Below are 21,943 nucleotides of genomic sequence, written 5' to 3' on the forward strand. Positions count from 1 at the left end.
TGTTCGGAGAGCGTCGGCAGTAGCGCGCCGCACGCGCGGTATGTGCTGTTTGAAATGGCTCACACCGCCTCGGCGACGAGAATGCTCGCAAGCGCCGGCAATGCATTCCGCAAGAGCCGAAACTTGCCAAACCCCGCGTCGCGCAGCAGCGCCTCGATCTCTTCGACGCGGCGCGGCTCGCCGCGGCCCATGGCCAGCGTGTAGAAGCCGTAATAGGCGTCGAGCGGCTCGGCGCCTTTGATTCCGGACATGCCTTCGATGATCAGCAGCGTCGCGCCGGGCGCAAGCGCCTTGCGCACATTGCGCAGGAGCTTCAGCGCCGAAGCGTCGTCGTGGTCATGCACGATGCGAATAAGGGTCGCGACGTCGGCGCCCTCGGGAAGAGCGTCATTGAGGAAGTCGCCGCCATGAATGTCGGCGCGCGAGAGCAGGCCGGACTCTTCGAGCCGCTCTTTGGCGCGCGCCGCCACGGCGGGAAGGTCGAAGAGAGCAAGCTGCAAATGCGGCGCACGGGCTCCGGCGGCGGCAAGAAACACGCCTTCGCCGCCGCCGATGTCCAAGAGGCGCCGATGACGCGAAATATCATAAGCGTCGAGCGCTTCCTGCGCGACCATCGGCTGCGTCGACGCCATGAACGCGCTGTAAGGGCCGACTTGCTGCGCAGACAACGCCTCGGGCGCATCCCCATCCGAATAGGGCCAATAGTCGGCGAGCCGCCCACGCTTTTCCTGGCGCAGCAGCGCCACGGGATCGGCGAGATCTGCGTAAAGCAGCGGCTGGTGTTCGACGATGGCGAGCGCCGCGCGATTGCCGGCGAAGGCGGCGCCGAGCAATCCGAGGCCGTATGCGCCGCCGCGACGCTCGGCAAGATTAAGCGAAGCGGCCGCCTCGAGCAGCCGCCGCGTCGCGGGCTCGGACAGCGCGAGTTTGGTCGCCAGCGCGTCGAGGCTGAGCGGACCGTCGCGCAAAACGTCGAAGAGCTTCAGTTGGGCGCAGGCGACGAGAACCTGGGAGTAGACGAAGCCAGCGGCGAGATCGAGGCCAGCGCGCGCGCCGCGCCGCGCCAAGGGCCGCGTGACGGGATTTTTCAAAGCCCAGCGCTGGAATCGCGGATTGGCGATGAGCCTGTCGCGCCCGTGGCGCAATCGCTCCAGCCATTGGTCGAGTAACGCCAAGACAGTCTCTCAAGATTTGCGGTTTACCCTCAAGATTCAGGTCTGCGGCTTAGCATGTCGCTGAAAGATCGTCTCGGGCAGACGCCGCCGTTGCGGCGCATCCGCGCTTACTGTAGAAAAGCAGCGCGCCTGCGCCCGTAGCTCAGCTGGATAGAGCGTTGCCCTCCGAAGGCAGAGGTCAGAGGTTCGAATCCTCTCGGGCGCGCCAAATTTTCGCGGCTTCCGCTAATGACATTACGCCTTTAGATCGAGAAGGGCGGCGCGTCTGCGCGAAATGTTCTCGACAGGATGCGCCAAGCCATCCTGTCGCCGGTTATCGCCAAATCGCCATCCTCGCAGCAGTCCGCGGCAAGTTCAGCAACTTTCCGCCACTCGTCGGTGGTGGGCGAGAGCCAGATCTCCTCTGAGGTCCGATCATCGGTGGAGAGCGAAAGAATCGCATGCACGACAACCAGATGCGTCCGGGGATGCTCAGCCCACCACGCGGATGACGCAAATCGGAGAATCGCTTTTTCGCTCATCGCCCTTGCTCCTTCGCCGTGTGCTCACTGCCGCGAAGCCGGGGGTGTCCACGAAATGGGCGTTGCGATCGACGAAAGCAAATTCTTTTTGGACGTTTGCAAGTCGAAGCCCAACGAATTCTTGACTCCGGACACGGTTCGGAATGTTGGGCGCTCGAAGGCCGGCCGAGGGGTCATATTCGCTCAGTGTTCCCGCGTTACAGCTTGTATTTTGGCCCATATGCGCTAAATATTGGATATCGAGTTTCGGCCGAATGATCTTGCTTCCGCTCCCTTGGCGCGTCGGCTTCTGACTTCCTCTCCAGAACTTCGATCCCCAAGCGTCACGCAATCTTGCATGGCGCAGACAGCTGTTCTCGAAAGGACACGTCAATGCAGACCGGTATCGTAAAATGGTTCAACGCCCAAAAAGGCTTTGGCTTCATCCAGCCGGAGTCCGGCGGCCCGGACGTATTCGTCCACATCAGCGCGGTTGAGCGCGCGGGGCTTATGGGTCTCGCGGAAGGCCAGAAGCTCAACTACGAAATCGCCATCGATCGTCGTAGCGGAAAATCTTCGGCCGATCAGCTGCAGGTCGCAGCCTAATCATCTTCCCGGCCCCTGGTGGTCCGGCCGCAATACGGCCGGTCGCCAGGGGGCGGCGAGTTCCTTTCAGGAGGAACGAGACTACTAAGCGTCCGCGCAGAAAAGCGCAGCAGTGGACGTTGAGCGCGAGGCCCATTCACACGAGGGGCGGACATGGCTAAAGGCCAACGGCGCAGTAATCGCGAAGCGAAAAAGCCCAAGAAAGACAAAACCCGCGACGGGGGTGCGGCGGCGGTCGTTAAGGATTCGTCCTGGCTGACCGTTGAAAAGCTTCAGGCGCGCGAAGCCGACGCGAAGCGACGGCGGTAAGTCGAGCGCAGGCGGGCTCATCGCCTGAATGCGCTCATGACGATCACTCGAGGAGCGCCTCCACATGACCAATGACAACGACACGATACGAAGCTTTCGGCGTCCGGCGCAAAGGCTTACCGCCACCCCATCGCATAAATTCGCGATCGGGGTTCGCGTGATCCAAAAATTCGGCGCCGCGACGGGGACGGATTCGTTCAGCGTCACGCGCCATCTGCCAGACGCCGGCGCAGGCCTGCAATACCGGATGAAGAGAGAACGCGATGGGCAGGAAAGGGTCGCCGTAGAATCCGCTCTCGAACTCGTAGCGCGGGAAGAGTTCATGCAATAACTTCTGGAGGTGGTCGATGGACGCGAAGCAATATACAACGGAAGCCGCCCTCTATTTTTCCAAGGCGGCCAATTCGCATTCGAAGTCCCTCAATTTTCGGCGCTTCGAGCACGCCTCGGAGGCTATTCGCTTTGCCGTAGAGGAGCTTACGCCAAAAGCGCTCGCCGGCTGTTCCCTGGAAGTGGATGAACAGCATTTTTTCGGCCGCGAGATTCGGCCGCTCTACGACAGCGAAGATTACCCGTTACGTCGCCGGTGATGTAAAGCCGTGTATCGCGCCTGAGACGGCCGCGCCTGAAGTGGGATTGAAAATCTTGCTAGAGCGCGGCGTCGAAACACGCGCGATGGTCGTGGGGTCCCCTCCTTTAGGCTGCGTTCAGCGTTCGCACGCCTCGTCCCTTCGAAGCGTGGCGCCCTATCTGTTCTTGCAAGCGCGATCAGGCGGAAGGCCTGAGCGCAAGCGAGGATCAGAACAATGGCCAAGACACAGAAGATGGCCAAGCCATACGCCAAGCCATACGCCACGACCGACGCAAAGACCTCTGACGACATCGGCGGCGCGACGGCTCCACTCGCCTTTGCCGGAATCGGCTCCGCACTGGCCGCAGGTTTGGGCGTCGCCGCGGCAGGACTTTCCGTTGCATTCACGTGCGCCATCGCCGGGGCGATCGGCGGAGCGATCCTCGGCGTGTGGGTAAACCGCCGCTGAGGCAATTCCCGCTGAAGGCGCAGAAAGCCAGGCGACGATCGGTCCTTGTGAGGGCCGCGTGCGAAGGCGCACATTCGCACGGTTCTGTAACGGGTAGCGTTCTCCTCAGCAAAACAACAGGAGGACGTCATGTCGAATTTTACCAGCGCGATTGTCGGAGCCATCCTCGGGTCGGTCATCTTCTTTGGAGTCGGCGTTGGCTTGGCTCACGCCCACACCGCGCCTCAGCAGACTGGATCTGTTGTTTATGTGGAGGCGCCGTGAGCGCTGAATCAGGCTTGGGCGAGGAACGCATGGAGCTTGCGTGGCTGCAACGGCGGCGCTTATCGCCGCCGTCCTAGGGGGCCGCTCGCTTAGCTCCGAAGCCGAAACAGCAGATGGTCGAGGGAGATCGCGCCGGGCCCACGGGCGATCAACACGGTGAGGATCGCCATCCAATAGGCATGGACCGTCCACCATGCATCGGGATAGACGAAGATCTGGATGACGATTGTCATCCCCAGAAGAATGAACGCCGACAGGCGCGTCAAAAGTCCAAGGACAAGCAGCAGCGGCAGGACGAATTCGAGGCCGCTCGCCACATAGGCGGCGGCGGTCGGCGAGATGAGCGGCAGTTTATATTCGTCGGCGAACAGCGCGAAGGTCGCGCTGCGCACCGCTGTCGGGATCTGAAACGACAGATCAAGGCCGAAAACTTCGCGGCCTAGAGTTGGTCCTTCGATCTTTGTCTGACCGGAGACGAAGAACGGATGCGCGGCGACGATGCGCAGGAAGAGAGCTATCAGAGAGTAGGGGATCGCATCCAGCCAGCGCGCGATCTTTCTTATGAAATTCATTGCGTTCAAGCTCCCTCAATATCGCCGCGGCCACGCCAAAACGCCTATTTTTAGTTCACTGCGCGACGCTGAGGGCCACGAAGGCTCCAGTCAAGATAAGCTCTCGCAGGCAGTCGGTCAGTTTGAAATCCGCCGCGACGGCGGTCGCCGCGTTCATGGCCTCGCCGAAGGTTCTTCCGTTCCTGAGCACGTCCACGAAAGCCGATCCGCCGCAAGGAAGCGTTGACACGTTGATCGCCAGCTCGGGACGGGTGACAAGCGCCTCTTCGCTATGTTCCAGCTCCACTGGCGTCATCTCGTCGTCCGACATATGCCGCCGCCAGATCGAAACGATCGGATAGGCGGACGCCACGACGTGCGTTGAAGGATGCAGAACAGCCGTTGCGCTCTCCAATCGATCGAGCGGCAGGGCGCGGATCAATTCCAACGGTAGCGGCGCGGCGTCAGCGGCGTGATAGGCTTGTCCGACGGCATATTCGAGCCGCGCGACGTCCGGTAGATAAGGAAGTGCGCGCGCCGGCTCGAAATCCGAAACGAACGTCGCAAACGCGTCGCCATATTCGAAAAGCATCGGCGTGCGCGGAAGGCGTTCGCGCACGTAGCACTGCGCCATGGCGCGAAAAAATTCATCGCCGACCAACTGCAAGCAAATCGGAAAGCGCTCCGCGAGCGCGTCGACCAGCCCGACGCACACATTGTTACGATAGATCGCGAAGCGTCGCTCTGGCGCAAAGCCGTGGCTTGCTTCAACCCCGTTCGGCGGCGGCAGCTCGGGATCAAGCAGCGCGCGGACAAATGCGCTCTGATCGACGTCAGCCGAGGTCGTCATGAAGCGCCTCCGATTTTAAGCCATCTTCAACAGCGCGCCGCCTTTCAAGGAACGCCTCCGCTTGCGTGGCTTGCGTCAAGAGAGTCCGCCAGGGCGGAACGTCGTTGTCCCACTCAATCAGCGTCGCGACCGGTCCGCATCGCGCCAGCGCGCGATCATAGAGTCGCCAAACCGCGTCAGGGACGGGCGCGCAATGCGCGTCGATCAGCAGAGGCGCGCCGACTTCATCAACATCCTCGGCATATCCGGCAAGATGAATCTCTTCGACGTAGGACATCGGGAAGGCGTCGATATAGTCCTCCGCCGAATAGGCGAGGTTCGTTGCGCTGACATAGACGTTGGTCACGTCGAGCAGCAGTCGGCAATCCGTGCGGCGCACGACCTCGCGCAGGAAATCGATTTCCAAATACTGCGAGGATCGGAACCGCAGATAGGCCGCTGGATTTTCGAGGAGGATCGGCCTGCCGAGCGCCTCCTGGATTTCATCCACATGAGCGACGACATGGGCCAATGCCGTCGCGTTGTAGGGCACGGGCAGCAAGTCGTTGAGAAATCGCGCGCCCTGCGTCGACCAGGCGAGATGTTCGGAGAACGCGGCGGGGTCGTACTGCTCGACAAGACTCTTCACGCGCCGAAGATGCGCGCGGTCGAGAGGCTCAGCGCCGCCGACCGACAGGCCGACGCCATGGATCGACAGGGGCGAGTCTCGGCGCAAACGCATCAGCTGCGCGTGCGGATTCCCGCCGGCGCCCATGTAATTCTCGGCGTGGATTTCGAAAAATCCGACATCGCGCGCCGAGGCTTCGATGTCGGCGAAATGCGCGCTCTTGAAACCGACTCCAGCGCGGGCTGGCAGCGAGGACGCTGCGCGCTCGCGGCTATGTTCGGGGGCGGAATGCGCGCCCATGCCGGGGCCTCAGTGCGAAATCGGCTCGAGGCTGCCCTTGCCCTTGGGCGTCACGATAGACGTGCACGTGCCCTTGGGAACATATTTCCACGCGTCGCCCTGATAATTGGTCTTTGACGTTCCCGCGCAGCTGGTTCCCGGGCCTGCCGCACAATCATTCTTGCCCTTCAGGGAGACGCCGAAGCACTTTTCCTGGTCGTTCGCGGCCTTAGCCGTTTCCGCCAGAGCGACGGCCGTCGCGAAGGCGCCGGCGATCGCAAAGGCGGCGCAAAGCTTCTTGTCTGACATTCTGATCTCCCTCTGCTTGCGTCCGATTCAGCCATAAAAGGCGATCGGTTGAACCTGACGTATTCGGCGTGCAATTCAAGACGACCGTTCGGCGTCTCAAGGGTCAATTTCGTCGCGACGGCGTCAAAGGTTACATCCGAAGGCGTTCATCGAAAACTACGAAAAAGTCGAGTAGGGTGAGATGGCGCGCGGACGCTTGATCGATTAGAGGTGGCAGATTCGCAGCGGACATGAGCGAATTGAGCGGTACGTCGAACGATCGGGAAAGTCGCTGGCGCGCGCTGATGACATCGGCGCAGGACGGCGATCATGCCGCGTATGGCGAACTCTTGTCAGATCTTTTTCCCGTTTTGCGCCGCTTCGTCCTGCGGAAATGGCCGAACGCGCATGACACGGAAGACGTGGTTCAGGAAATCCTGGTGTCCATTCACACGGTGCGCCAGACCTATGACCGCCGGCGTCCGTTTACGCCCTGGCTGATGACCATCGCGGCGCGGCGCGTCGCCGACGCCGCGCGAAGTCGTTACGCACGAGGCGCCAACGAAACGACGGTCGATATTTTGCCTGAAACCTTTGACGGCGACGGCGCGAACTCCGAACAAGAGACGACGGACGATCGCGAGGCGCTTCGCAGAGCCATGGCGATCCTGCCGGCTGGCCAGCGCCAGGCGATTGAACTGGTCAAGATACAAGGTCTTTCGCTGGACGAAGCGTCTCAGGTCACGGGGAAAAGCGTCGGTTCGCTGAAAGTCGGAATTCATAGAGCCATCAAAGCGATGCGGCAGGCCCTGGAGCGGATTGGCTAAGCGAATGTTGAACCGAGACCTGATCGAAACTCTTACCACCAATTGCGCGCCGATACGCCCGCTCGCGCATCCTGCGTGGCGCGCGCTCGTTTGGTTCGCGGTTTCGCTCTGTTATGTCGCGATCGTGGTGGCGGCGATGGGGGTGAGGCCCGACTTTGTGGCCAAGATCGCCGACCCGCAGTTTGCGACGGAATTGGCTGCGGCGTTCCTGACGAGCGTCGTGGCCGCAGCTGGGGCCTTCAGCGCGGGCTCTCCGGCGCGCCCGATGTGGGAGCGGTTCGTCGCCGGATTGTTCTTCTTGCTCTGGGCAGGCGCGCTTGCCGTTGGATGCTGGAGGGACGTTGACGCCTTCGGCGTGTCCGGTCTCCTGTCGCATTCGGACATCTATTGCCTGCCCACCATTCTCGCCATCAGCATCCCGGCGGCCGTATTGATCCTGTCGATGGTCAAGCGCGGCGCGCCCATTGCGCCATTCGTGACGATTGGACTTGCCGCGCTCGCATCGACGGCCCTGGCGGCGGCGGCGCTACGTCTGTCTTTCAGACAGGACGCGGCAGTGTCGGTCTGCATCTGGCAGTTCGGTTCCGTCGTCCTGCTGACGGGAATCGCCTCGCTGTTTGGCCGGGCGCTCCTGCACTGGACCATGCGCGACGAGTTGATCGCCTCCTTTCAAGCGCATCGCCGCTGACGACGGCTCTTCTCGGCTGAGGAAATCGCCGGCCGGCGCGGAACGGACGAAGAAAGCGCATCCGTCCGCGCCGCTTGGCTTACATCTCAGCGATCTTGCCGCCCTTCGCCTCGCAAGCCGCTGCTGATTTTTCGGGCACCCACCCCTGACCTTTGCACGAGTTCATGCCTTTGCAGGCGTTGTTCGCGGTCTTGCAGGCGCTCGTTCCCTTGCATGAATTGATGCCGGCGCAATGGACAGACTTGCTCATTTTTTTGGCGAGCGCCGGCGCCGGCGCCGCGCCGCTCAGAACCAGAGCGATCGCCGCGGCGGCCATTGAGGCGCCCGAAACGGTTTTGACGTTCATTTCCATCTCCTTGAAATTCAGCTCGCAAGACGAGCGTTCCAGGTTCACGGGGAACCTGCGGACGCTATTCGTCGCGGCTACGAATAAGGTTACAACTCGGCGCCTTCGAGGAGCGGGAGTCGCTCCTGACTTCGGCCTCTTTTGCGGCCGCGCGGGCAAGCGCGACGCGCCCGCTCCGCCCGTCGTCTTTAAAAAGCGTTGTGAAAAACTTCTGCAGTATCGCGGAGTTGATCGATGGGAGATCACGCGTGATCAGCTGAGTTCGGAGAAGATTAGTGACAGGCATATACTTTGCTGTGACGATTAATCAGACTGTGGGATCAGTTCCGCAGGCGAGAAAAATTTGGAGACGCCGTGTATCCACCCCTCCGCGGCTTTTTGCACCGCTGCCATGAACAGTTCGCCGTCGACGATTCCGGCGCGGTCGCCAATTACATTCCGGAATTGACGAGGGCGAACCCAGCGCATTTCGGCGTCAGCCTCGCAACGATCGACGGCCATGTTTATGAGGTCGGCGACAGTTCCACGCCTTTTACGATCCAGTCGATATCGAAGGCCTTTGTATTCGCGCTCGCCCTTGAAACGCTTGGCCACGAGCGCGTCGAGTCGGTGATCGGCGTCGAGCCCAGCGGCGAGGCTTTCAATTCGATTCGACTGACGGGCGACAACAAGCCGTTCAATCCCATGGTCAACGCTGGAGCGATCGCCTGTTCCGGTTTGATCCAACAGCAAGAAGGCGACGGCGCTTTTGACCTCATCCATCGGACGCTGGGCCGCTTCGCCGGACGCGAACTCGACGTCGATGAAGCGGTGTTCGCCTCGGAACGCGCGACCGGCGACAGGAACCGCGCTATCGCCTGGCTGCTTCGCAATTATTCGGTGCTCGGTGACGACGTCGACGCCGTTCTGGACGTCTATTTTCGTCAATGCGCCGTGCTCGTCACCGCGCGCGATCTGGCGGTCATGGCGGCGACGCTGGCCAACAGCGGCCGCAACCCGCTCACCGGCGAACAGATCATTTCCCCTTACGTCGTGGCGCGCACGCTCTCGGTGATGACGAGTTCCGGCATGTACGACTATGCGGGCGAGTGGATCTATCGGGTGGGAATTCCCGCAAAGAGCGGGGTCGGCGGCGGAATCATCGCCGCCCTTCCGGCGCAACTGGGGCTCGGCACCTTTTCGCCCCGGCTCGACAGTCATGGCAACAGCGTCCGCGGCCTGAAGGTCTGCGAGGCGCTATCGGCGCATTTTGGATTGCATGTGCTGAATCGCAGCGATGATGTGCGCACCTGTATCATCAGCGATTACAACGCAGCCGGTGTTTCCTCGCGTCGCAACCGGCAGAATTTCGAACTGGCGATTCTTCAGGAGCGCGCAAGCGACATTCGGGTGATCGAACTCGTCGGCGCGCTCTCATTCGCCGCAATGGACTACGTCTCGCGCAGGCTGGACGGCGAAGGTCCGCCAGGCGAGCTGCTGATTTTGGACTTTCGACGCGTTCCGAGCGCGACGACCGCCGCTTCGCGACTCCTGGCGGAGACGCTCGCTGGCCTCGCCGCCCGCGGCGTCACCCTCATCGTCGCCGGCTTTGAAAAGGCGTCGCAGCTCTGGCAGGCGATACACGCAGAGCGCAACGTTTTGCCAAAGCTGCGTCATTTTTCGCTGCTCGACGACGCAATCGAATGGGCCGAAGATCAGGTGATCTATCGCTATGGCGGCTTTGAAGGCCTGGCCAAGACGACCCATCTCAGCGAGCAGGCGCTGCTCGCTGGGCTGTGTTCGGATGAAATAGACCACATCGCCGCGATCGGGCTCGCGCGTGCTTTCAAAACCGGCGAGCGGATCATCGCCGCCGGAGACCCCGCAGCCTCGCTGTTCTTTCTGCAAAGCGGCATGGTCAGCGTCAAATTGCGCAGCGGCGCGCGATTGGCGTCGATTTCGCCGGGCATGGCGTTCGGCGAGATGGCGCTCATCGAACGCGAGCGCAGCGCAGACGTGTGGGCCGACACGGCGGTGCAGTGCCTCGAATTGCCGCTCGGCGCCTATGCGTCGTTTCGCAAGAGCCATCCAGCAAGCGGAGAGCTGATCATGCGAAATCTTGCAGCGCTATTGGCGCGGCGTCTGATGCTCGCCAACGCCAAAGTCGATCTGCTCAGCGCCTATTGATGTGCGGAAAGCGTCTGACGCCGGAATACTACCCCGCGCTCTTAGGCGTCATGTTTGGGGCCGTGGCCGCCTGCAGGAGCATCGCGCTCGTCTCGTCAGCCGAGAATACTCTGGTGAGGCGATTGCGGCACAGATGCCCTGCGGCGACGTCCGCGATCTCTAGAGCCGCGGCGGTGGTTTCATCGGGCGCTTCGAAGAGCGCGAATCCGTCATATTCTGCGCCAGGCGTGTAATATAAACCGATAAGGCGGCCGCCGAAGTGCTCAAGAAGCGCTTCTGAAGCCGCGGCGCGATCCTGGGGCGCCTTGATGAAGGTGGCCCAGGCGGCAGGAGAATAGGCAAACTGCGCCAGGAACAAGGGCATGTTTTTAGCTCCTTCGTCCGGAGGCGCCAGTTTGCGCGTTTCGGCAAGGCTTGGCAATGCGGGGCGGGAGAGACGCTGCGCAGCGCGATTTGCCTTCCGCTAGCGGCGCCCTTACTGCGTGCCAGCGTTATGCGCCGGTCAAGAACGGCCGGATTAATGCGAACGTCAAAACCGGAGGTGAGATGCTGTTGACTTTTGTGGCGGCGCGCGGCGGCGATGGTCACGGGAGAGTCGTAAGCGCATTGTTTAAAACCCTCGCGGCGTTGGTGTTTCTCGCTCAATCAGCGGGCGCGCGCGCGGAGGGTCCGGCCCCGGAAGTGGTGGTCTCCCGCCCACTCGCCAGGACGATCCCGCGCTGGGACGAATATACGGGTCGTTTCGAGGCCTTGAAGCAGGTCGAGGTGCGCGCTCGCGTCTCCGGCGCTCTGGAGAAGATCAATTTCACCGATGGGCAGTTCGTCAAAGCCGGCGACGTCCTCTTCGTCATCGATCAGCGGCCATACCAAATCGCGGTCGACAGCGCGCGTGCGGAGCTCACTCGGGCGCAGGCGCAAGCCGTGGCGTCGACCCGCGATTATGCCCGCGCCCAGGAGATGACGCAGGGCCGCACCATCACCGCGCGCGACGTCGATCAGCGGAAAGCGAGCAACGATATCGCCAAGGCGCAGGTCTTGAGCGCCGAAGCCGCGCTTCGCAACGCAGAGCTCAATCTGGAATGGACGCAGGTCCGCGCGCCGATCTCCGGACGCGTGTCGGACCGTCGCGTCGATTCTGGCAATCTCGTTCAGGGCGGACAGGCGGACGCGACGTTGCTCACGACGATCGTGACGCTCGATCCCATTCACTTCATCTTCGACGCCTCCGAGGCCGACTACATTCGCTATGCGCGCTCAGCGGAGCGTCCGAAAGAGACCTCGCGCGAGTTCAAAAACCGCGTTTCGGTGCGGCTTGCCGACGAGACCGAGTGGACCCGCAGCGGCGTCATGGACTTCATGGACAATCAGCTCAATCGGCGCTCCGGCACGATCCGCGGCCGGGCCGTCTTCGACAATAAGGACTATTTTCTGACGCCCGGCACGTTCGGGCGCCTGCGCCTGTTCGGCGGCGACGTCTCGGCGCTGCTCATTCCCGACGCTGCGGTCGTTTCCGATCAGACGAGCAAGACCGTGCTGGTCGTGTCGGACGACAACAAGGTCATCGCCAAATCCGTGAGTCTTGGCCCCATTCACAATGGCCTGCGCGTGATCCAGTCCGGCCTTGACGCGAAGGATCGGATCGTGATCGGCGGGCTCGCAAATCCGATGGTTCGATCCGGCGCGACCGTTCAGCCCAAGGAAGGCGAGATCAAGGAAGAGCCTGTCGCGGTCAGCGACCGATAGACGTCGAGATCAGGAACGCTATGCGCATTTCGCACTTCTTCATCGAGCGGCCGATCTTTGCGGCGGTGCTTTCCGTGCTTCTGACGCTTGCGGGAGCGATCGCGCAGGGCGCGCTTCCCGTCTCCGAATATCCGGAAATCGCGCCGCCGACGGTGAATATCAGCGCGACCTATCCCGGCGCGTCGGCGGACGTGATCGCCGAGACGGTGGCCTCGCCCATCGAGCAGGAGGTCAATGGCGTCGACGATATGCTCTACATCACGTCGCAGTCGACCGGCGACGGACGCGTGTCGATCGACGTCGTATTCAAGCCGGGCGTCAACATCGATCTCGCGCAGGTGCTCGTTCAGAACCGCGTCGCCATCGCCAACCCGCGCTTGCCGGAGGAGGTGACGCGTTTCGGCGTCGTGGTGAAGAAGGCCTCGCCGGATCTGATGATGGTCGTCCATCTGCTGTCGCCCGACGGCTCGCGCGACCAGCAATATATTTCGAACTACGCGACGCTTTACGTGAAGGACGCCATCGCCCGAATTGACGGCGTTGGCGACGCGCGCCTGTTTGGCGCGAGAGACTATTCGATGCGCGTCTGGCTCGATCCGGCGAAAGTCGAGGCGCGCGATCTGACGGCGGGCGACGTCATTGCCGCTTTGCGCAGCGCCAATCTGCAAGTCGCCGCGGGCGCGGTCAATCAGCCGCCAGCGGCCTCGGCGGGCGCTTTCCAGCTTTCGGTGCAGACTCTGGGACGGCTCAGCACGCCGGAGCAATTCGGCGACATCGTCATCCGCGCCGACGCCGACGGCCAGATTTATCTGCGCGACATTGCGCGCATTGAATTCGGCGCTCAGGACTATACGCTCAACGCCTATCTCAACCACGACGTAGCGACGGCGCTCGGCATATTTCAGCGTCCCGGCTCGAACGCCTTGCAGACCGCCGAAGCCGTCAAGCAGGAGATGGAGCGGCTCAAGAAGAATTTCCCCGCCGGCGTCGATTACACGGTCGTCTACAATCCCACCGAATTCATCCAGCAGTCGGTGGACGAGGTCGTCCATACGCTGCTCGAGGCGATCGTCCTCGTCGTTCTCGTCGTCATCCTGTTCCTGCAGACGTGGCGGGCGGCGATCATTCCCGTGGCGGCGATCCCGGTGTCGCTGATCGGCAGCTTCGCCGTGATGAAGGCCGCCGGCCTCAGCTTCAACACGCTCTCGCTCTTTGGTCTGGTGCTCGCCATCGGCATCGTCGTCGACGACGCGATCGTCGTCGTGGAGAATGTCGAGCGCTATCTCGCGCAGGGGCTCTCGCCCAAGGAAGCGGCGCACAAAACGATGGATGAAGTCGGCGGGGCGCTGATAGCGATTGCGCTCGTGCTCTGCGGCGTGTTCATCCCCACCGCCTTCATCAGCGGCTTGCAGGGCGCCTTCTACAAGCAGTTCGCCATCACCATCGCGAGCGCCACGCTGATCTCAGCCTTTGTTTCGCTGACGCTGTCGCCGGCGCTGGCGGCGATGTTGTTGAAGCCGCATGATGTGGAGGAGGAGAAGACGCATCGGCTGAGCTGGGCGCATGCGCCGCTGCGTCGCTTCTTCGACGCCTTCAATTCGGCGTTTGACAAGGTGTCGACGGCATATGGCGCGGCGACGGGCCGTCTCGTGCGGCTTGGCGTCGTCATGCTCGCCGTCTATGCGATCCTCATCTTTTTCGCCTTCGATCTGCTGCGTCGAACGCCGACCGGCCTCATTCCGCAACTCGATCGCGGCTATGTGATCGCCGCTTTCCAATTGCCGCCGGGCGCGACGCTCGATCGCACGGACAAGGTCATGCGTGCGGCGACCGACATTATTTTGAAGCGCGCGGGCGTCAAGGACGCTGTCGTTTTCACCGGCTTTGATGGCGCGACATTCACCAATGCGCCGAACACGGGCGTGATCTTCGTCACGTTGGAGGCCTTCGAGGAACGTGCAAAGAAGGGGCTGTCCTCCGCGCAGATTCAAGCCGACCTTTACGGCCAGCTGTCCAAGCTGAACGACGCCTTCGTCTTCGTGCTGGCGCCGGCGTCGGTTCCAGGCATCGGCACCGGCGGCGGCCTCAAGGGCTATGTGCAGGATCGCGCCGGGCGCGGACTTCCCCCGCTCGAAAACGCGACGTGGACGCTCGCCGGCGCGGCGGGGCAGTCGGGAGAATTCACTCAGGCGTTCACGCTGTTCAACACGCGCACGCCGCAGATCTTCGCCGACGTCGATCGCACGAAGGCCGAGCTCATCGGCGTGCCGATCTCGCGCGTTTTCGAGACGCTCTCGGTCTATCTTGGCTCGACCTTCGTCAACGACTTCAATGTCCTTGGACGCACCTACCGCGTCATGGCGCAGGCGGATGATCCCTTTCGCCTGACGCTGCGCGACATCGCCAATCTGAAGACCCGCAGCGCGTCGGGGGCGATGGCGCCGATCGGCGCCGTCGCCACTTTCCGCGACACGACGGGCGCGTTCCGCGTGCCACGCTACAATCTCTATCCGGCCGCCGAGGTGCAGCTCAATCTCGCGCGCGGCGTCTCCTCCGGCCAGGGCATCGCGGCGGTCGAGAAGCTCGCGGCGGAGAAGCTGCCGCAAGGATTCGGCTTCGAATGGACCGAAATCGCCCTGCAGGAGAAGCTTGCCGGGAATACCGCCGCCATTGCGTTTGGCCTTGCGGTGGTTTTCGTCTTTCTTCTGCTCGCCGCGCTCTATGAGAGCCTGCTGCTGCCGGTTTCGGTGATCCTCATCGTGCCGATGTGCATTCTCGCGGCGATGCTCGGGGTCGTCTCACGGGGGCTCGATCGCAACATATTGGTCGAGATCGGTCTGGTCGTGCTGATCGGGCTGGCGGCGAAGAACGCCATCCTCATCGTCGAATTCGCCAAGCAGGCGGAAGACGCCGGCCAATCCAAATTCGACGCCGCCGTCACCGCCGCCCGCACGCGTCTTCGGCCCATTCTGATGACGTCGCTGGCTTTCATTCTCGGCGTGCTGCCGCTCGCGGTCGCGCAGGGCGCAGGCGCCGAAATGCGTCAGTCGATCGGCACGGCGGTGTTCTTCGGCATGCTCGGCGTGACGCTGTTCGGCCTCGCGTTCACGCCGACCTTTTACGTGGTCGTACGCATCTTCGCGCGATATTTCCAGTCGGGGAACGCCCGCGAGTCCACGCGGGCGGCCGCAAGGTCAGGCGGGAGTTTCGCGCAAGAGATCGGCTTGCACGAAGCAAAAAAGATTGATCTGGGCCGAGCCAAGAGGTGGCTCGACGACCTTCGGCGCAGGCTTCAATGACCCAAGCGCGGCGCAGAGTCGCGCCTGGCGCAGACTTATTGGAAATGTTCTTCGCGCAGCTTCGTGCTCTGCGTCGGGGCGAACTCACGACGGCAGGCGGGGCTCAACCGCGCGATGTTCTGCTGCAGACAGGATTCGATCTCTTCGACGAAGGGAATGTCGGAGCTGCAAAATCTCATGGCGTCGCCCATGCAGTCGGAGCGTTCCTGCGACGTGCCCTGAGCGGAGGCAGAGGTCGCGGCGGCGAACGCCAGGAGAAACGGGAAGAGAAACGAGAACGGAAAGAGCTTACGCATGTTGATCCTTTCACACCTAAGCGTCTGTGATGCGCAAACCTAAGCGTAGAACCGTTCTTGAGAAAAGCAAAGCGGGTCAACTAAGCTTTTCTTGTTCATCGTAACTTCGCGATGGCGCTGGGATTTGCTCGCCAAGGGCGGCGCGGGTGAGACGCAAGAGGTCGCCGAGCGAGGGACGCGACAGGGCGTCGCCTGACGGTTCGAAGCGCACGACCGGATCGCGCGTGCAGAGCCGCAGACAGTCGCGCGTCGTAATGATGAGACGGCCCGAAGCCAGCTCCTGCGAAAAGGCCTGCGCAAAAGACGTCTCGACCGACGCGAGCAGCCTGCGGCCTTTCCCTTCGGCGTCGCAGCGCGGGCCCACGCAGACGAGGAGACGAACGGGGGGAGCGTTCACGGCCCTTAATAGATTGGGTGTTGCGCGCAAAGCGCGGCGACGTCTTTGCGGACAGTTTCGATCAGCGCGTCATCGCCCGGGTTTTTCAGCACCCGGTCGATCCATCCCGCGATCGCTTCGAATTCGGCGACGCCGAAGCCGCGCGTCGTTCCGGCGTTGCTCGAAAGGCGCAGGCCCGACGGCGCCTCGGGCGGACGCGGATCGAAGGGGATCATATTCTTGTTGACGGCGAGGCCGGCGCGCTCCAGCGCCTTGGCGGCGACATCGCCCGTCAAACCGCGCGCAGCAAGATCAACCAGCATCAAACCCATATCCGTGCCGCCCGTGACGATGCGCAGTCCCGCATCTGCGAGAGCGTGCGCCAACGCCCGCGCATTGTCGATCACGGCGCGGTTGTAGGCTGTAAATTCCGGCCGCAAGGCTTCGCCAAGGCATGCCGCCTTGCCGGCGACGCCATGCAGCAGCACCGAGCCCTGCACGCCGGGGAATATGCCGGCGTTAATCCGGCTGCTCAGGCCTTCGTCGTTCCAAAGAGCCATGCCGCCGCGCGCGCCGCGCAGCGATTTGTACGTCGTCGTCGTCACGACATGCGCATGGGGGAGGGGATCGGGATAGAGGCCGGTCGCGACAAGGCCGGCGAAATGCGCCATGTCGACGAGGAGATAGGCGCCGACCTCATCGGCGATCGCGCGCATCGACGCAAAATCGATGGCGCGCGCATAGGCGGAGCCGCCGGCGATGATCATGCGCGGCCTTTCGCGCCGCGCGAGATCGCGCACCTCGTCGAGATCGATGCGTTCGGACTCGCGGCTGACGCCGTAAGAGACGATTCGATAATCGCGCCCGGTCAGCGTCGCGGGGTGGCCGTGGCTGATATGGCCGCCGGCCGCGATATCCATGGAGAGAATCGCGTCGCCGAGCTTCAGAAGGCCAAGAAAGACGCCGGCGTTGGCGTTGGAGCCGGAATGCGGCTGCACATTGGCGAAGCGACAGTTGAAGAGTTTCTTCGCGCGCTCAATGGCGAGCGCTTCGATCGCGTCGGCGAATTGCGCGCCGCCATAGTAACGCGCAAAGGGCAGGCCCTCGACGGTCTTGTTGGTGAGGATCGAGCCCTGCGCCTCCAGCACGAGCCGCGAGACGATGTTTTCGGAAGCGATCAGTTCGACGCCGTCCTGCTGGCGCCGCAACTCGCCGGCGATGGCCGCAGCGAGTTCGGGATCGGCGGAGAGGGCGAGATCTAAGTGTGGGCTATGCGCCGTCATGATTACTCAGTTCCGTGGCGACGGTACCTCTCTCGATCAATCCAAACGCGAATGTCGTCGTCGTTGTGCGTAGTCTCAAACGCGAACGCTTTCGTAGAATGATGGATTCGCCGCAGGCGAATTGGGACAGAGAGCGCATTATTTGCTCGCGACGCGTTTGCCTAAGCAGTCCTCATGCTGAGGAGGCGCCTGCAAGGCGCCGTCTCGAAGCACGAGGGCTGCGCTGACACTCGTTGGTTTCTGGAGGCGGCCCTCGTCCTTCGAGACGCGCGCTTTGCGCGCTCCTCAGGATGAGGACCTTTGGCTCACACATCCAAATTGGCGACGTTCAGCGCATTCTCCTGAATGAATTCGCGCCTCGGCTCCACGACGTCGCCCATCAGCTTGACGAAAATGTCGTCCGCCTCCACGGCTTCCTTCACCTTCACCTGCAGGAGCGAACGCGCGTCGCGGTCGAGAGTCGTCTCCCAGAGCTGTTCGGCGTTCATCTCGCCGAGACCCTTGTAGCGCTGGATCGTCAGGCCCTTGCGGCCGATCGAGTTCATCGCATCATAAAGGGCGAGCGGACCGGAGAGCGGAGCCTCGTCCCCGCGCCGGATCAGAGTCGCCGGCGCGGCGAAGATTTCGCGCAGGCTCTCGGCGCGCTCATGCAGCTTGCGCGCCTCGCTTGAATTCAAGAGCGACGCGTCGAGCGTCACCGCATGCGTCACGCCGCGCAGCGTTCGCTTGAAGACATATTCGAGACTTTGGCCGCCGTCGCGCACCTCGCCCGTCCAGCCGCGTTCGGTCTCCTCCGATATCGCATCGAGTCGCCGCGAGATGTCGTCGGCGTAACGCTTCGCCTCCGCTGCATCCGTCAGCGGCGTCAGATCGCCGGCCATCGCCGCCTGTTCGATGACGGCGCGGTCATAGCGCGAATGCAGGCTCAGCATCACATTGCGGAACGCGCGCGCATCTTCGAGCGTTTGACGCAGGTCGGCGCCGGCCCGATCCTCTGTGCCGGTGCGCAGCACGGCGCCGTCGAGCAGACTTTCGATCAGATAATCTTCAAGCGCGCGTTCATCTTTCAGATATTGCGTCGACTTGCCGCGCATCACTTTGTAGAGCGGCGCCTGGGCGATGAAAATATGCCCGCGCTCGATCAGCTCCGGCATCTGCCGATAGAAGAAGGTCAGAATCAGCGTGCGGATATGGGCGCCGTCGACGTCGGCGTCCGTCATGATGATGACCTTGTGATAGCGCAGCTTGTCGACGTTGAATTCGTCGCGGCCGATGCCCGTGCCAAGCGCGGTGATCAGCGTGCCGATCTGTTCGGACGACAGCATCTTGTCGAAACGCGCGCGCTCGACATTGAGGATCTTGCCGCGCAGCGGCAGCACCGCCTGGAATTCGCGATTGCGGCCCTGCTTGGCCGTGCCGCCGGCGGAGTCGCCCTCGACGATGAACAGTTCGGCCTTGGACGGATCGCGCTCCTGGCAATCGGCAAGCTTGCCTGGAAGATTGGCGACGTCGAGCGCGCCTTTGCGGCGCGTCAGCTCGCGCGCCTTGCGCGCCGCTTCGCGCGCCGCCGCCGCTTCGCACACTTTCGAAACGATGGTCTTGGCTTCGGCCGGATGCTCCTCCAGCCACTGGCCGAGCAATTCGTTGACGATATTCTCGACAGCCGGTCGCACTTCCGACGAGACGAGCTTGTCCTTCGTCTGCGAGGAGAATTTCGGGTCCGGCACTTTCACCGACAGAACGCAGGTCAGTCCCTCGCGGCAGTCATCGCCGGTGAGATCGACTTTCTCGCGCTTGGCGACGCCGGAAGATTCTGCGTAGCCGGTGATCTGGCGCGTCAGCCCGCCGCGAAATCCAGCGAGATGCGCGCCGCCGTCACGCTGTGGAATGTTGTTGGTGAAGGCCAGCACATTTTCGTGATAGCTGTCGTTCCACCACAGCGCGACTTCGACGTTGATTTGGTCGCGCTGGCCGTGAATGAGGATCGGCGCTGAGACAAGCGGCGTCTTCGCACGGTCGAGATAGCGCACGAAAGCTTCGAGCCCGCCCTCGTAATAAAGTTCATCGCGCTTGATCTCGGCGTGTCGCGCGTCGGTCAAAACGATGCGCACGCCGGAATTCAGGAAGGCGAGTTCGCGAAGTCGATGCTCGATCGTCGCATAGTCGAACTCCGTCATCGTGAAGGTCGCGGGGGACGGCAGGAATGTCACTTCGGTGCCGCGCTTTGGCGCGCCGTCGACGGCCGGTGCGTCGCCCACGATCACGAGCGGCGCGACCGCGTCGCCATTGGCGAACTCTATTGCGTGTTCTTTGCCGCCGCGCCAAACGCGCAGCTTCAGCCAAACCGACAGAGCGTTGACCACCGAGACGCCGACGCCGTGCAGACCGCCAGAAACCTTGTAGGAGTTCTGGTCGAACTTTCCGCCGGCGTGCAGCTGCGTCATGATCACTTCGGCCGCCGAGACGCCTTCCTCGTGATGGATGTCGGTCGGAATGCCGCGGCCATTATCGTAGACCGTACAGGAGCCATCTGCGTTGAGCGTTACGTCGACATGGGTGGCATGGCCGGCGAGCGCCTCGTCGATAGCGTTGTCGACCACCTCATAGACCATGTGGTGGAGGCCGGTGCCATCGTCCGTGTCGCCGATATACATGCCGGGACGCTTGCGCACGGCGTCGAGGCCACGCAGCACCCTGATGGACCCTGCGCCATATTCCGCCGGGTCGCCGTTCAGATTGTCGCTATCGCTCATATTTTTTGGGAGTTTCCGTGCTGTTGAGGGCTCATGATTCGAACAGGCGATCTTACCTCAAATGGCTGCGTCAATGCACGGAAATAGTTGACGATTGGGCGCTTTTGCCGGGCGGGCGACCGTGCCGGGCGCTCCCGCTGATCATTCAGGCCGGGCTGGAACGATTTACTTCGGCCGCTAGTTCACAGGCGGGGCGACGCGCTCGCGTTTCGGGCTGGCTGAGTTCGCGGGCGGCTCAAGAGAAAGTCTCTTTCCATGAAAGCGCTTACCTTCCACGGCAAAAGCGACATTCGCTGCGAGAGCGTTCCCGATCCCAAAATCGAAGATCCGCGCGACGCCATCATCAAGGTGACCGCCTGCGCGATCTGCGGCTCCGATTTGCATATTTTCGACGGCATCGTTCCTGAGATGCATACTGGAGACGTGCTCGGGCACGAAACGATGGGCGAGGTCGTCGAAGTCGGGTCGGAAACGAAAAAACTGAAAGTCGGCGACCGCGTCGTGGTGCCCTTCACCATTTCCTGCGGTGAGTGTTTCTTCTGTCAGCGCGGCTATTTCTCCGCCTGCGAGCGCACCAACCGTGACCGCGTCAAAGCCGAAAAGCTCTGGGGGCACTCTCCAGCCGGTCTGTTCGGCTACTCGCATCTGCTGGGAGGTTACGCTGGCGGCCAGGCGGAATATCTGCGCGTGCCGCACGCCGATGTCGGGCCAATCAAGGCGCCCTCTCAGCTTCGGGACGACCAGGTGCTGTTTTTGTCGGACATTTTCCCGACGGGCTATATGGCGGCCGAATTCTGCGACATCAAACCAGGCGACGTCATTGCGATCTGGGGATGTGGCCCGGTCGGGCAATTTGCCATCCGCAGCGCATTCCTGCTCGGCGCTGAGCGCGTCATCGCGATCGATTCGGTGCCCGAGCGGCTCAGCCTCGCCAAAGCAGCCGGCGCGGAGACGCTCGACTATGGAAAGGTTGACGTCTACGACGCGATCCAAAGCCTGACGAAGGGCCGAGGCGCCGACGCCTGCATCGACGCGGTCGGCACCGAACCCGACCCCACCGCGAGCATCGACTCGATGATTGACCGCGCCAAGGTCGCGACATTTCTTGGGACCGATCAGCCGCATGTGCTGCGACAGGCGATCCACTGCTGCCGCAATTTTGGAACGGTGTCGATCGTCGGCGTCTACGCTGGATTTCTCGACAAAGTGCCGCTGGGGTCGGCGATGAATCGCGGCCTCACCTTCCGCATGGCGCAGACTCCGGTGCAGCGCTATCTGCCGCGGTTGCTTGAGCGCATCGAGTCGGGGGAAATCGATCCATCCTTCGTCGTCACGCACCGCGGATCGCTCGAAGACGGGCCTGAGCTCTACAAGACTTTTCGCGACCGGAAGGACGGCTGCGTGAAAGTCGTGCTCACGCCTTGATGCTCAAGCGCTAGTCGCCGCACGCGTTCGGAGGTTCGCGGTCGCGGACCTTGGCGCGGCGGCGGAGAATGCCGCGCGTCACCACGTCAACGCGTAAGGCGAAGAGCAGGGCGATGATCAGAAATGTGGCGCCTATAAACCAAGCCGTGAATCCGACAAGAGCGCCGACAGCCAGCCAGACCACACAGAGGGCCAATCCGAATATCGCCAGTACGGTAGTCATTCTGCCCGAGTGTGGTTGTCCGTTGCGGAAACAGGAGACCGCCGCCGTC

At 62.4% G+C, this 21,943-nt stretch carries 24 protein-coding genes and 1 tRNA gene; 13 read left to right on the forward strand and 12 right to left on the reverse strand.

Going from position 1 to position 21,943, the window contains the following annotated elements; all coding sequences use genetic code 11:
• Positions 1 to 59 precede the first annotated feature (59 nt).
• Positions 60 to 1,175 carry a methyltransferase gene (locus tag IYX23_RS02455; protein WP_196391899.1) on the reverse strand — a complete coding sequence of 372 codons (1,116 nt, stop codon included), beginning with the start codon at positions 1,173 to 1,175 and terminating at the stop codon, positions 60 to 62.
• Positions 1,176 to 1,306: 131 nt separating this feature from the next.
• Here IYX23_RS02455 and IYX23_RS02460 point away from each other — a divergent pair.
• Positions 1,307 to 1,383: transfer RNA gene (locus IYX23_RS02460), tRNA-Arg, on the forward strand.
• Between the two features lie 34 nt (positions 1,384 to 1,417).
• On the opposite strand, the gene IYX23_RS02465 is transcribed toward IYX23_RS02460, so the two are convergent.
• Complete coding sequence (locus IYX23_RS02465; RefSeq protein WP_196391900.1) at positions 1,418 to 1,696, reverse strand: hypothetical protein; 279 nt, start codon at positions 1,694 to 1,696, stop codon at positions 1,418 to 1,420.
• A 372-nt stretch (positions 1,697 to 2,068) separates the two neighbouring features.
• On the opposite strand from IYX23_RS02465, the gene IYX23_RS02470 reads away from it, so the two are divergent.
• The 6 genes from IYX23_RS02470 (at position 2,069) to IYX23_RS20425 (ending at position 3,894) form a co-directional block, all read left to right on the forward strand.
• On the forward strand, positions 2,069 to 2,281 hold the full coding sequence (locus IYX23_RS02470; RefSeq protein WP_014893112.1) for a cold-shock protein: 213 nt from the start codon (positions 2,069 to 2,071) through the stop codon (positions 2,279 to 2,281).
• Between the two features lie 153 nt (positions 2,282 to 2,434).
• Positions 2,435 to 2,590 (forward strand): hypothetical protein, encoded by a 156-nt coding sequence (locus IYX23_RS02475; RefSeq protein ID WP_196391901.1) that lies wholly within the window; start codon positions 2,435 to 2,437, stop codon positions 2,588 to 2,590.
• A 64-nt stretch (positions 2,591 to 2,654) separates the two neighbouring features.
• Entirely contained in the window at positions 2,655 to 2,921 is a 267-nt protein-coding gene (locus IYX23_RS02480; protein ID WP_175094422.1) for a hypothetical protein, read from the forward strand.
• Positions 2,922 to 2,937: 16 nt separating this feature from the next.
• Entirely contained in the window at positions 2,938 to 3,180 is a 243-nt protein-coding gene (locus tag IYX23_RS02485; protein WP_018408069.1) for a hypothetical protein, read from the forward strand.
• Positions 3,181 to 3,396: 216 nt separating this feature from the next.
• The gene (locus IYX23_RS02490; protein WP_196391902.1) at positions 3,397 to 3,630 is read left to right on the forward strand and encodes a hypothetical protein; all 234 of its coding nucleotides are present in this window, start codon (positions 3,397 to 3,399) and stop codon (positions 3,628 to 3,630) included.
• 129 nt (positions 3,631 to 3,759) lie between these two features.
• A complete protein-coding gene (locus IYX23_RS20425) occupies positions 3,760 to 3,894 on the forward strand; it encodes a hypothetical protein (RefSeq protein ID WP_281431766.1) in 135 nt (44 codons plus the stop codon).
• Positions 3,895 to 3,983: 89 nt separating this feature from the next.
• On the opposite strand, the gene IYX23_RS02495 is transcribed toward IYX23_RS20425, so the two are convergent.
• The 4 genes from IYX23_RS02495 to IYX23_RS02510 are packed head-to-tail and all read right to left on the reverse strand — an operon-like array spanning position 3,984 to position 6,490.
• On the reverse strand, positions 3,984 to 4,466 hold the full coding sequence (locus IYX23_RS02495; protein ID WP_196391903.1) for a DoxX family membrane protein: 483 nt from the start codon (positions 4,464 to 4,466) through the stop codon (positions 3,984 to 3,986).
• Between the two features lie 55 nt (positions 4,467 to 4,521).
• Positions 4,522 to 5,295, reverse strand: coding sequence for a DNA-binding domain-containing protein (locus IYX23_RS02500; RefSeq protein ID WP_196391904.1), 774 nt, complete (start codon positions 5,293 to 5,295; stop codon positions 4,522 to 4,524).
• Complete coding sequence (locus IYX23_RS02505) at positions 5,279 to 6,202, reverse strand: DUF692 domain-containing protein (RefSeq protein WP_196391905.1); 924 nt, start codon at positions 6,200 to 6,202, stop codon at positions 5,279 to 5,281. The genes IYX23_RS02500 and IYX23_RS02505 overlap by 17 nt, the downstream gene beginning before the upstream one ends.
• Positions 6,203 to 6,211: 9 nt before the next feature.
• Entirely contained in the window at positions 6,212 to 6,490 is a 279-nt protein-coding gene (locus IYX23_RS02510; RefSeq protein WP_014893121.1) for a DUF2282 domain-containing protein, read from the reverse strand.
• Positions 6,491 to 6,774: 284 nt separating this feature from the next.
• On the opposite strand from IYX23_RS02510, the gene IYX23_RS02515 reads away from it, so the two are divergent.
• Complete coding sequence (locus IYX23_RS02515; protein WP_246716428.1) at positions 6,775 to 7,296, forward strand: RNA polymerase sigma factor; 522 nt, start codon at positions 6,775 to 6,777, stop codon at positions 7,294 to 7,296.
• Positions 7,297 to 7,300: 4 nt separating this feature from the next.
• The gene (locus IYX23_RS02520; protein WP_196391907.1) at positions 7,301 to 7,984 is read left to right on the forward strand and encodes a DUF1109 domain-containing protein; all 684 of its coding nucleotides are present in this window, start codon (positions 7,301 to 7,303) and stop codon (positions 7,982 to 7,984) included.
• A 79-nt stretch (positions 7,985 to 8,063) separates the two neighbouring features.
• On the opposite strand, the gene IYX23_RS02525 is transcribed toward IYX23_RS02520, so the two are convergent.
• A complete protein-coding gene (locus tag IYX23_RS02525) occupies positions 8,064 to 8,330 on the reverse strand; it encodes a hypothetical protein (protein WP_196391908.1) in 267 nt (88 codons plus the stop codon).
• A gap of 354 nt (positions 8,331 to 8,684) precedes the next feature.
• On the opposite strand from IYX23_RS02525, the gene glsA reads away from it, so the two are divergent.
• The gene (gene glsA, locus IYX23_RS02530) at positions 8,685 to 10,496 is read left to right on the forward strand and encodes a glutaminase A (protein WP_196391909.1); all 1,812 of its coding nucleotides are present in this window, start codon (positions 8,685 to 8,687) and stop codon (positions 10,494 to 10,496) included.
• Positions 10,497 to 10,524: 28 nt separating this feature from the next.
• On the opposite strand, the gene IYX23_RS02535 is transcribed toward glsA, so the two are convergent.
• A complete protein-coding gene (locus IYX23_RS02535) occupies positions 10,525 to 10,860 on the reverse strand; it encodes a GYD domain-containing protein (RefSeq protein WP_196391910.1) in 336 nt (111 codons plus the stop codon).
• A 182-nt stretch (positions 10,861 to 11,042) separates the two neighbouring features.
• Between IYX23_RS02535 and IYX23_RS02540 the strand changes: the two genes are divergently transcribed.
• Positions 11,043 to 12,239 (forward strand): efflux RND transporter periplasmic adaptor subunit, encoded by a 1,197-nt coding sequence (locus IYX23_RS02540; protein ID WP_196391911.1) that lies wholly within the window; start codon positions 11,043 to 11,045, stop codon positions 12,237 to 12,239.
• Positions 12,240 to 12,259: 20 nt separating this feature from the next.
• Positions 12,260 to 15,538 carry a multidrug efflux RND transporter permease subunit gene (locus IYX23_RS02545; RefSeq protein WP_196391912.1) on the forward strand — a complete coding sequence of 1,093 codons (3,279 nt, stop codon included), beginning with the start codon at positions 12,260 to 12,262 and terminating at the stop codon, positions 15,536 to 15,538.
• Positions 15,539 to 15,573: 35 nt separating this feature from the next.
• Here the strand turns inward: IYX23_RS02545 and IYX23_RS02550 are convergent, their stop codons facing one another.
• From IYX23_RS02550 to gyrB, 4 genes are all read right to left on the reverse strand, one after another.
• The gene (locus IYX23_RS02550; protein ID WP_196391913.1) at positions 15,574 to 15,834 is read right to left on the reverse strand and encodes a hypothetical protein; all 261 of its coding nucleotides are present in this window, start codon (positions 15,832 to 15,834) and stop codon (positions 15,574 to 15,576) included.
• Positions 15,835 to 15,910: 76 nt separating this feature from the next.
• On the reverse strand, positions 15,911 to 16,231 hold the full coding sequence (locus IYX23_RS02555) for a (2Fe-2S) ferredoxin domain-containing protein (protein ID WP_348643613.1): 321 nt from the start codon (positions 16,229 to 16,231) through the stop codon (positions 15,911 to 15,913).
• 5 nt (positions 16,232 to 16,236) lie between these two features.
• Positions 16,237 to 17,493 carry a serine hydroxymethyltransferase gene (gene glyA, locus IYX23_RS02560; RefSeq protein ID WP_196391915.1) on the reverse strand — a complete coding sequence of 419 codons (1,257 nt, stop codon included), beginning with the start codon at positions 17,491 to 17,493 and terminating at the stop codon, positions 16,237 to 16,239.
• 305 nt (positions 17,494 to 17,798) lie between these two features.
• Positions 17,799 to 20,246: a DNA topoisomerase (ATP-hydrolyzing) subunit B gene (gyrB, locus tag IYX23_RS02565; RefSeq protein ID WP_196391916.1), complete on the reverse strand. Its 2,448-nt coding sequence runs from the start codon at positions 20,244 to 20,246 to the stop codon at positions 17,799 to 17,801.
• A gap of 255 nt (positions 20,247 to 20,501) precedes the next feature.
• On the opposite strand from gyrB, the gene IYX23_RS02570 reads away from it, so the two are divergent.
• Complete coding sequence (locus IYX23_RS02570) at positions 20,502 to 21,671, forward strand: zinc-dependent alcohol dehydrogenase (protein WP_196391917.1); 1,170 nt, start codon at positions 20,502 to 20,504, stop codon at positions 21,669 to 21,671.
• Positions 21,672 to 21,943: the final 272 nt, after the last annotated feature.

Source organism: Methylocystis sp. L43 (assembly GCF_015709525.1).
Classification (GTDB): domain Bacteria; phylum Pseudomonadota; class Alphaproteobacteria; order Rhizobiales; family Beijerinckiaceae; genus Methylocystis.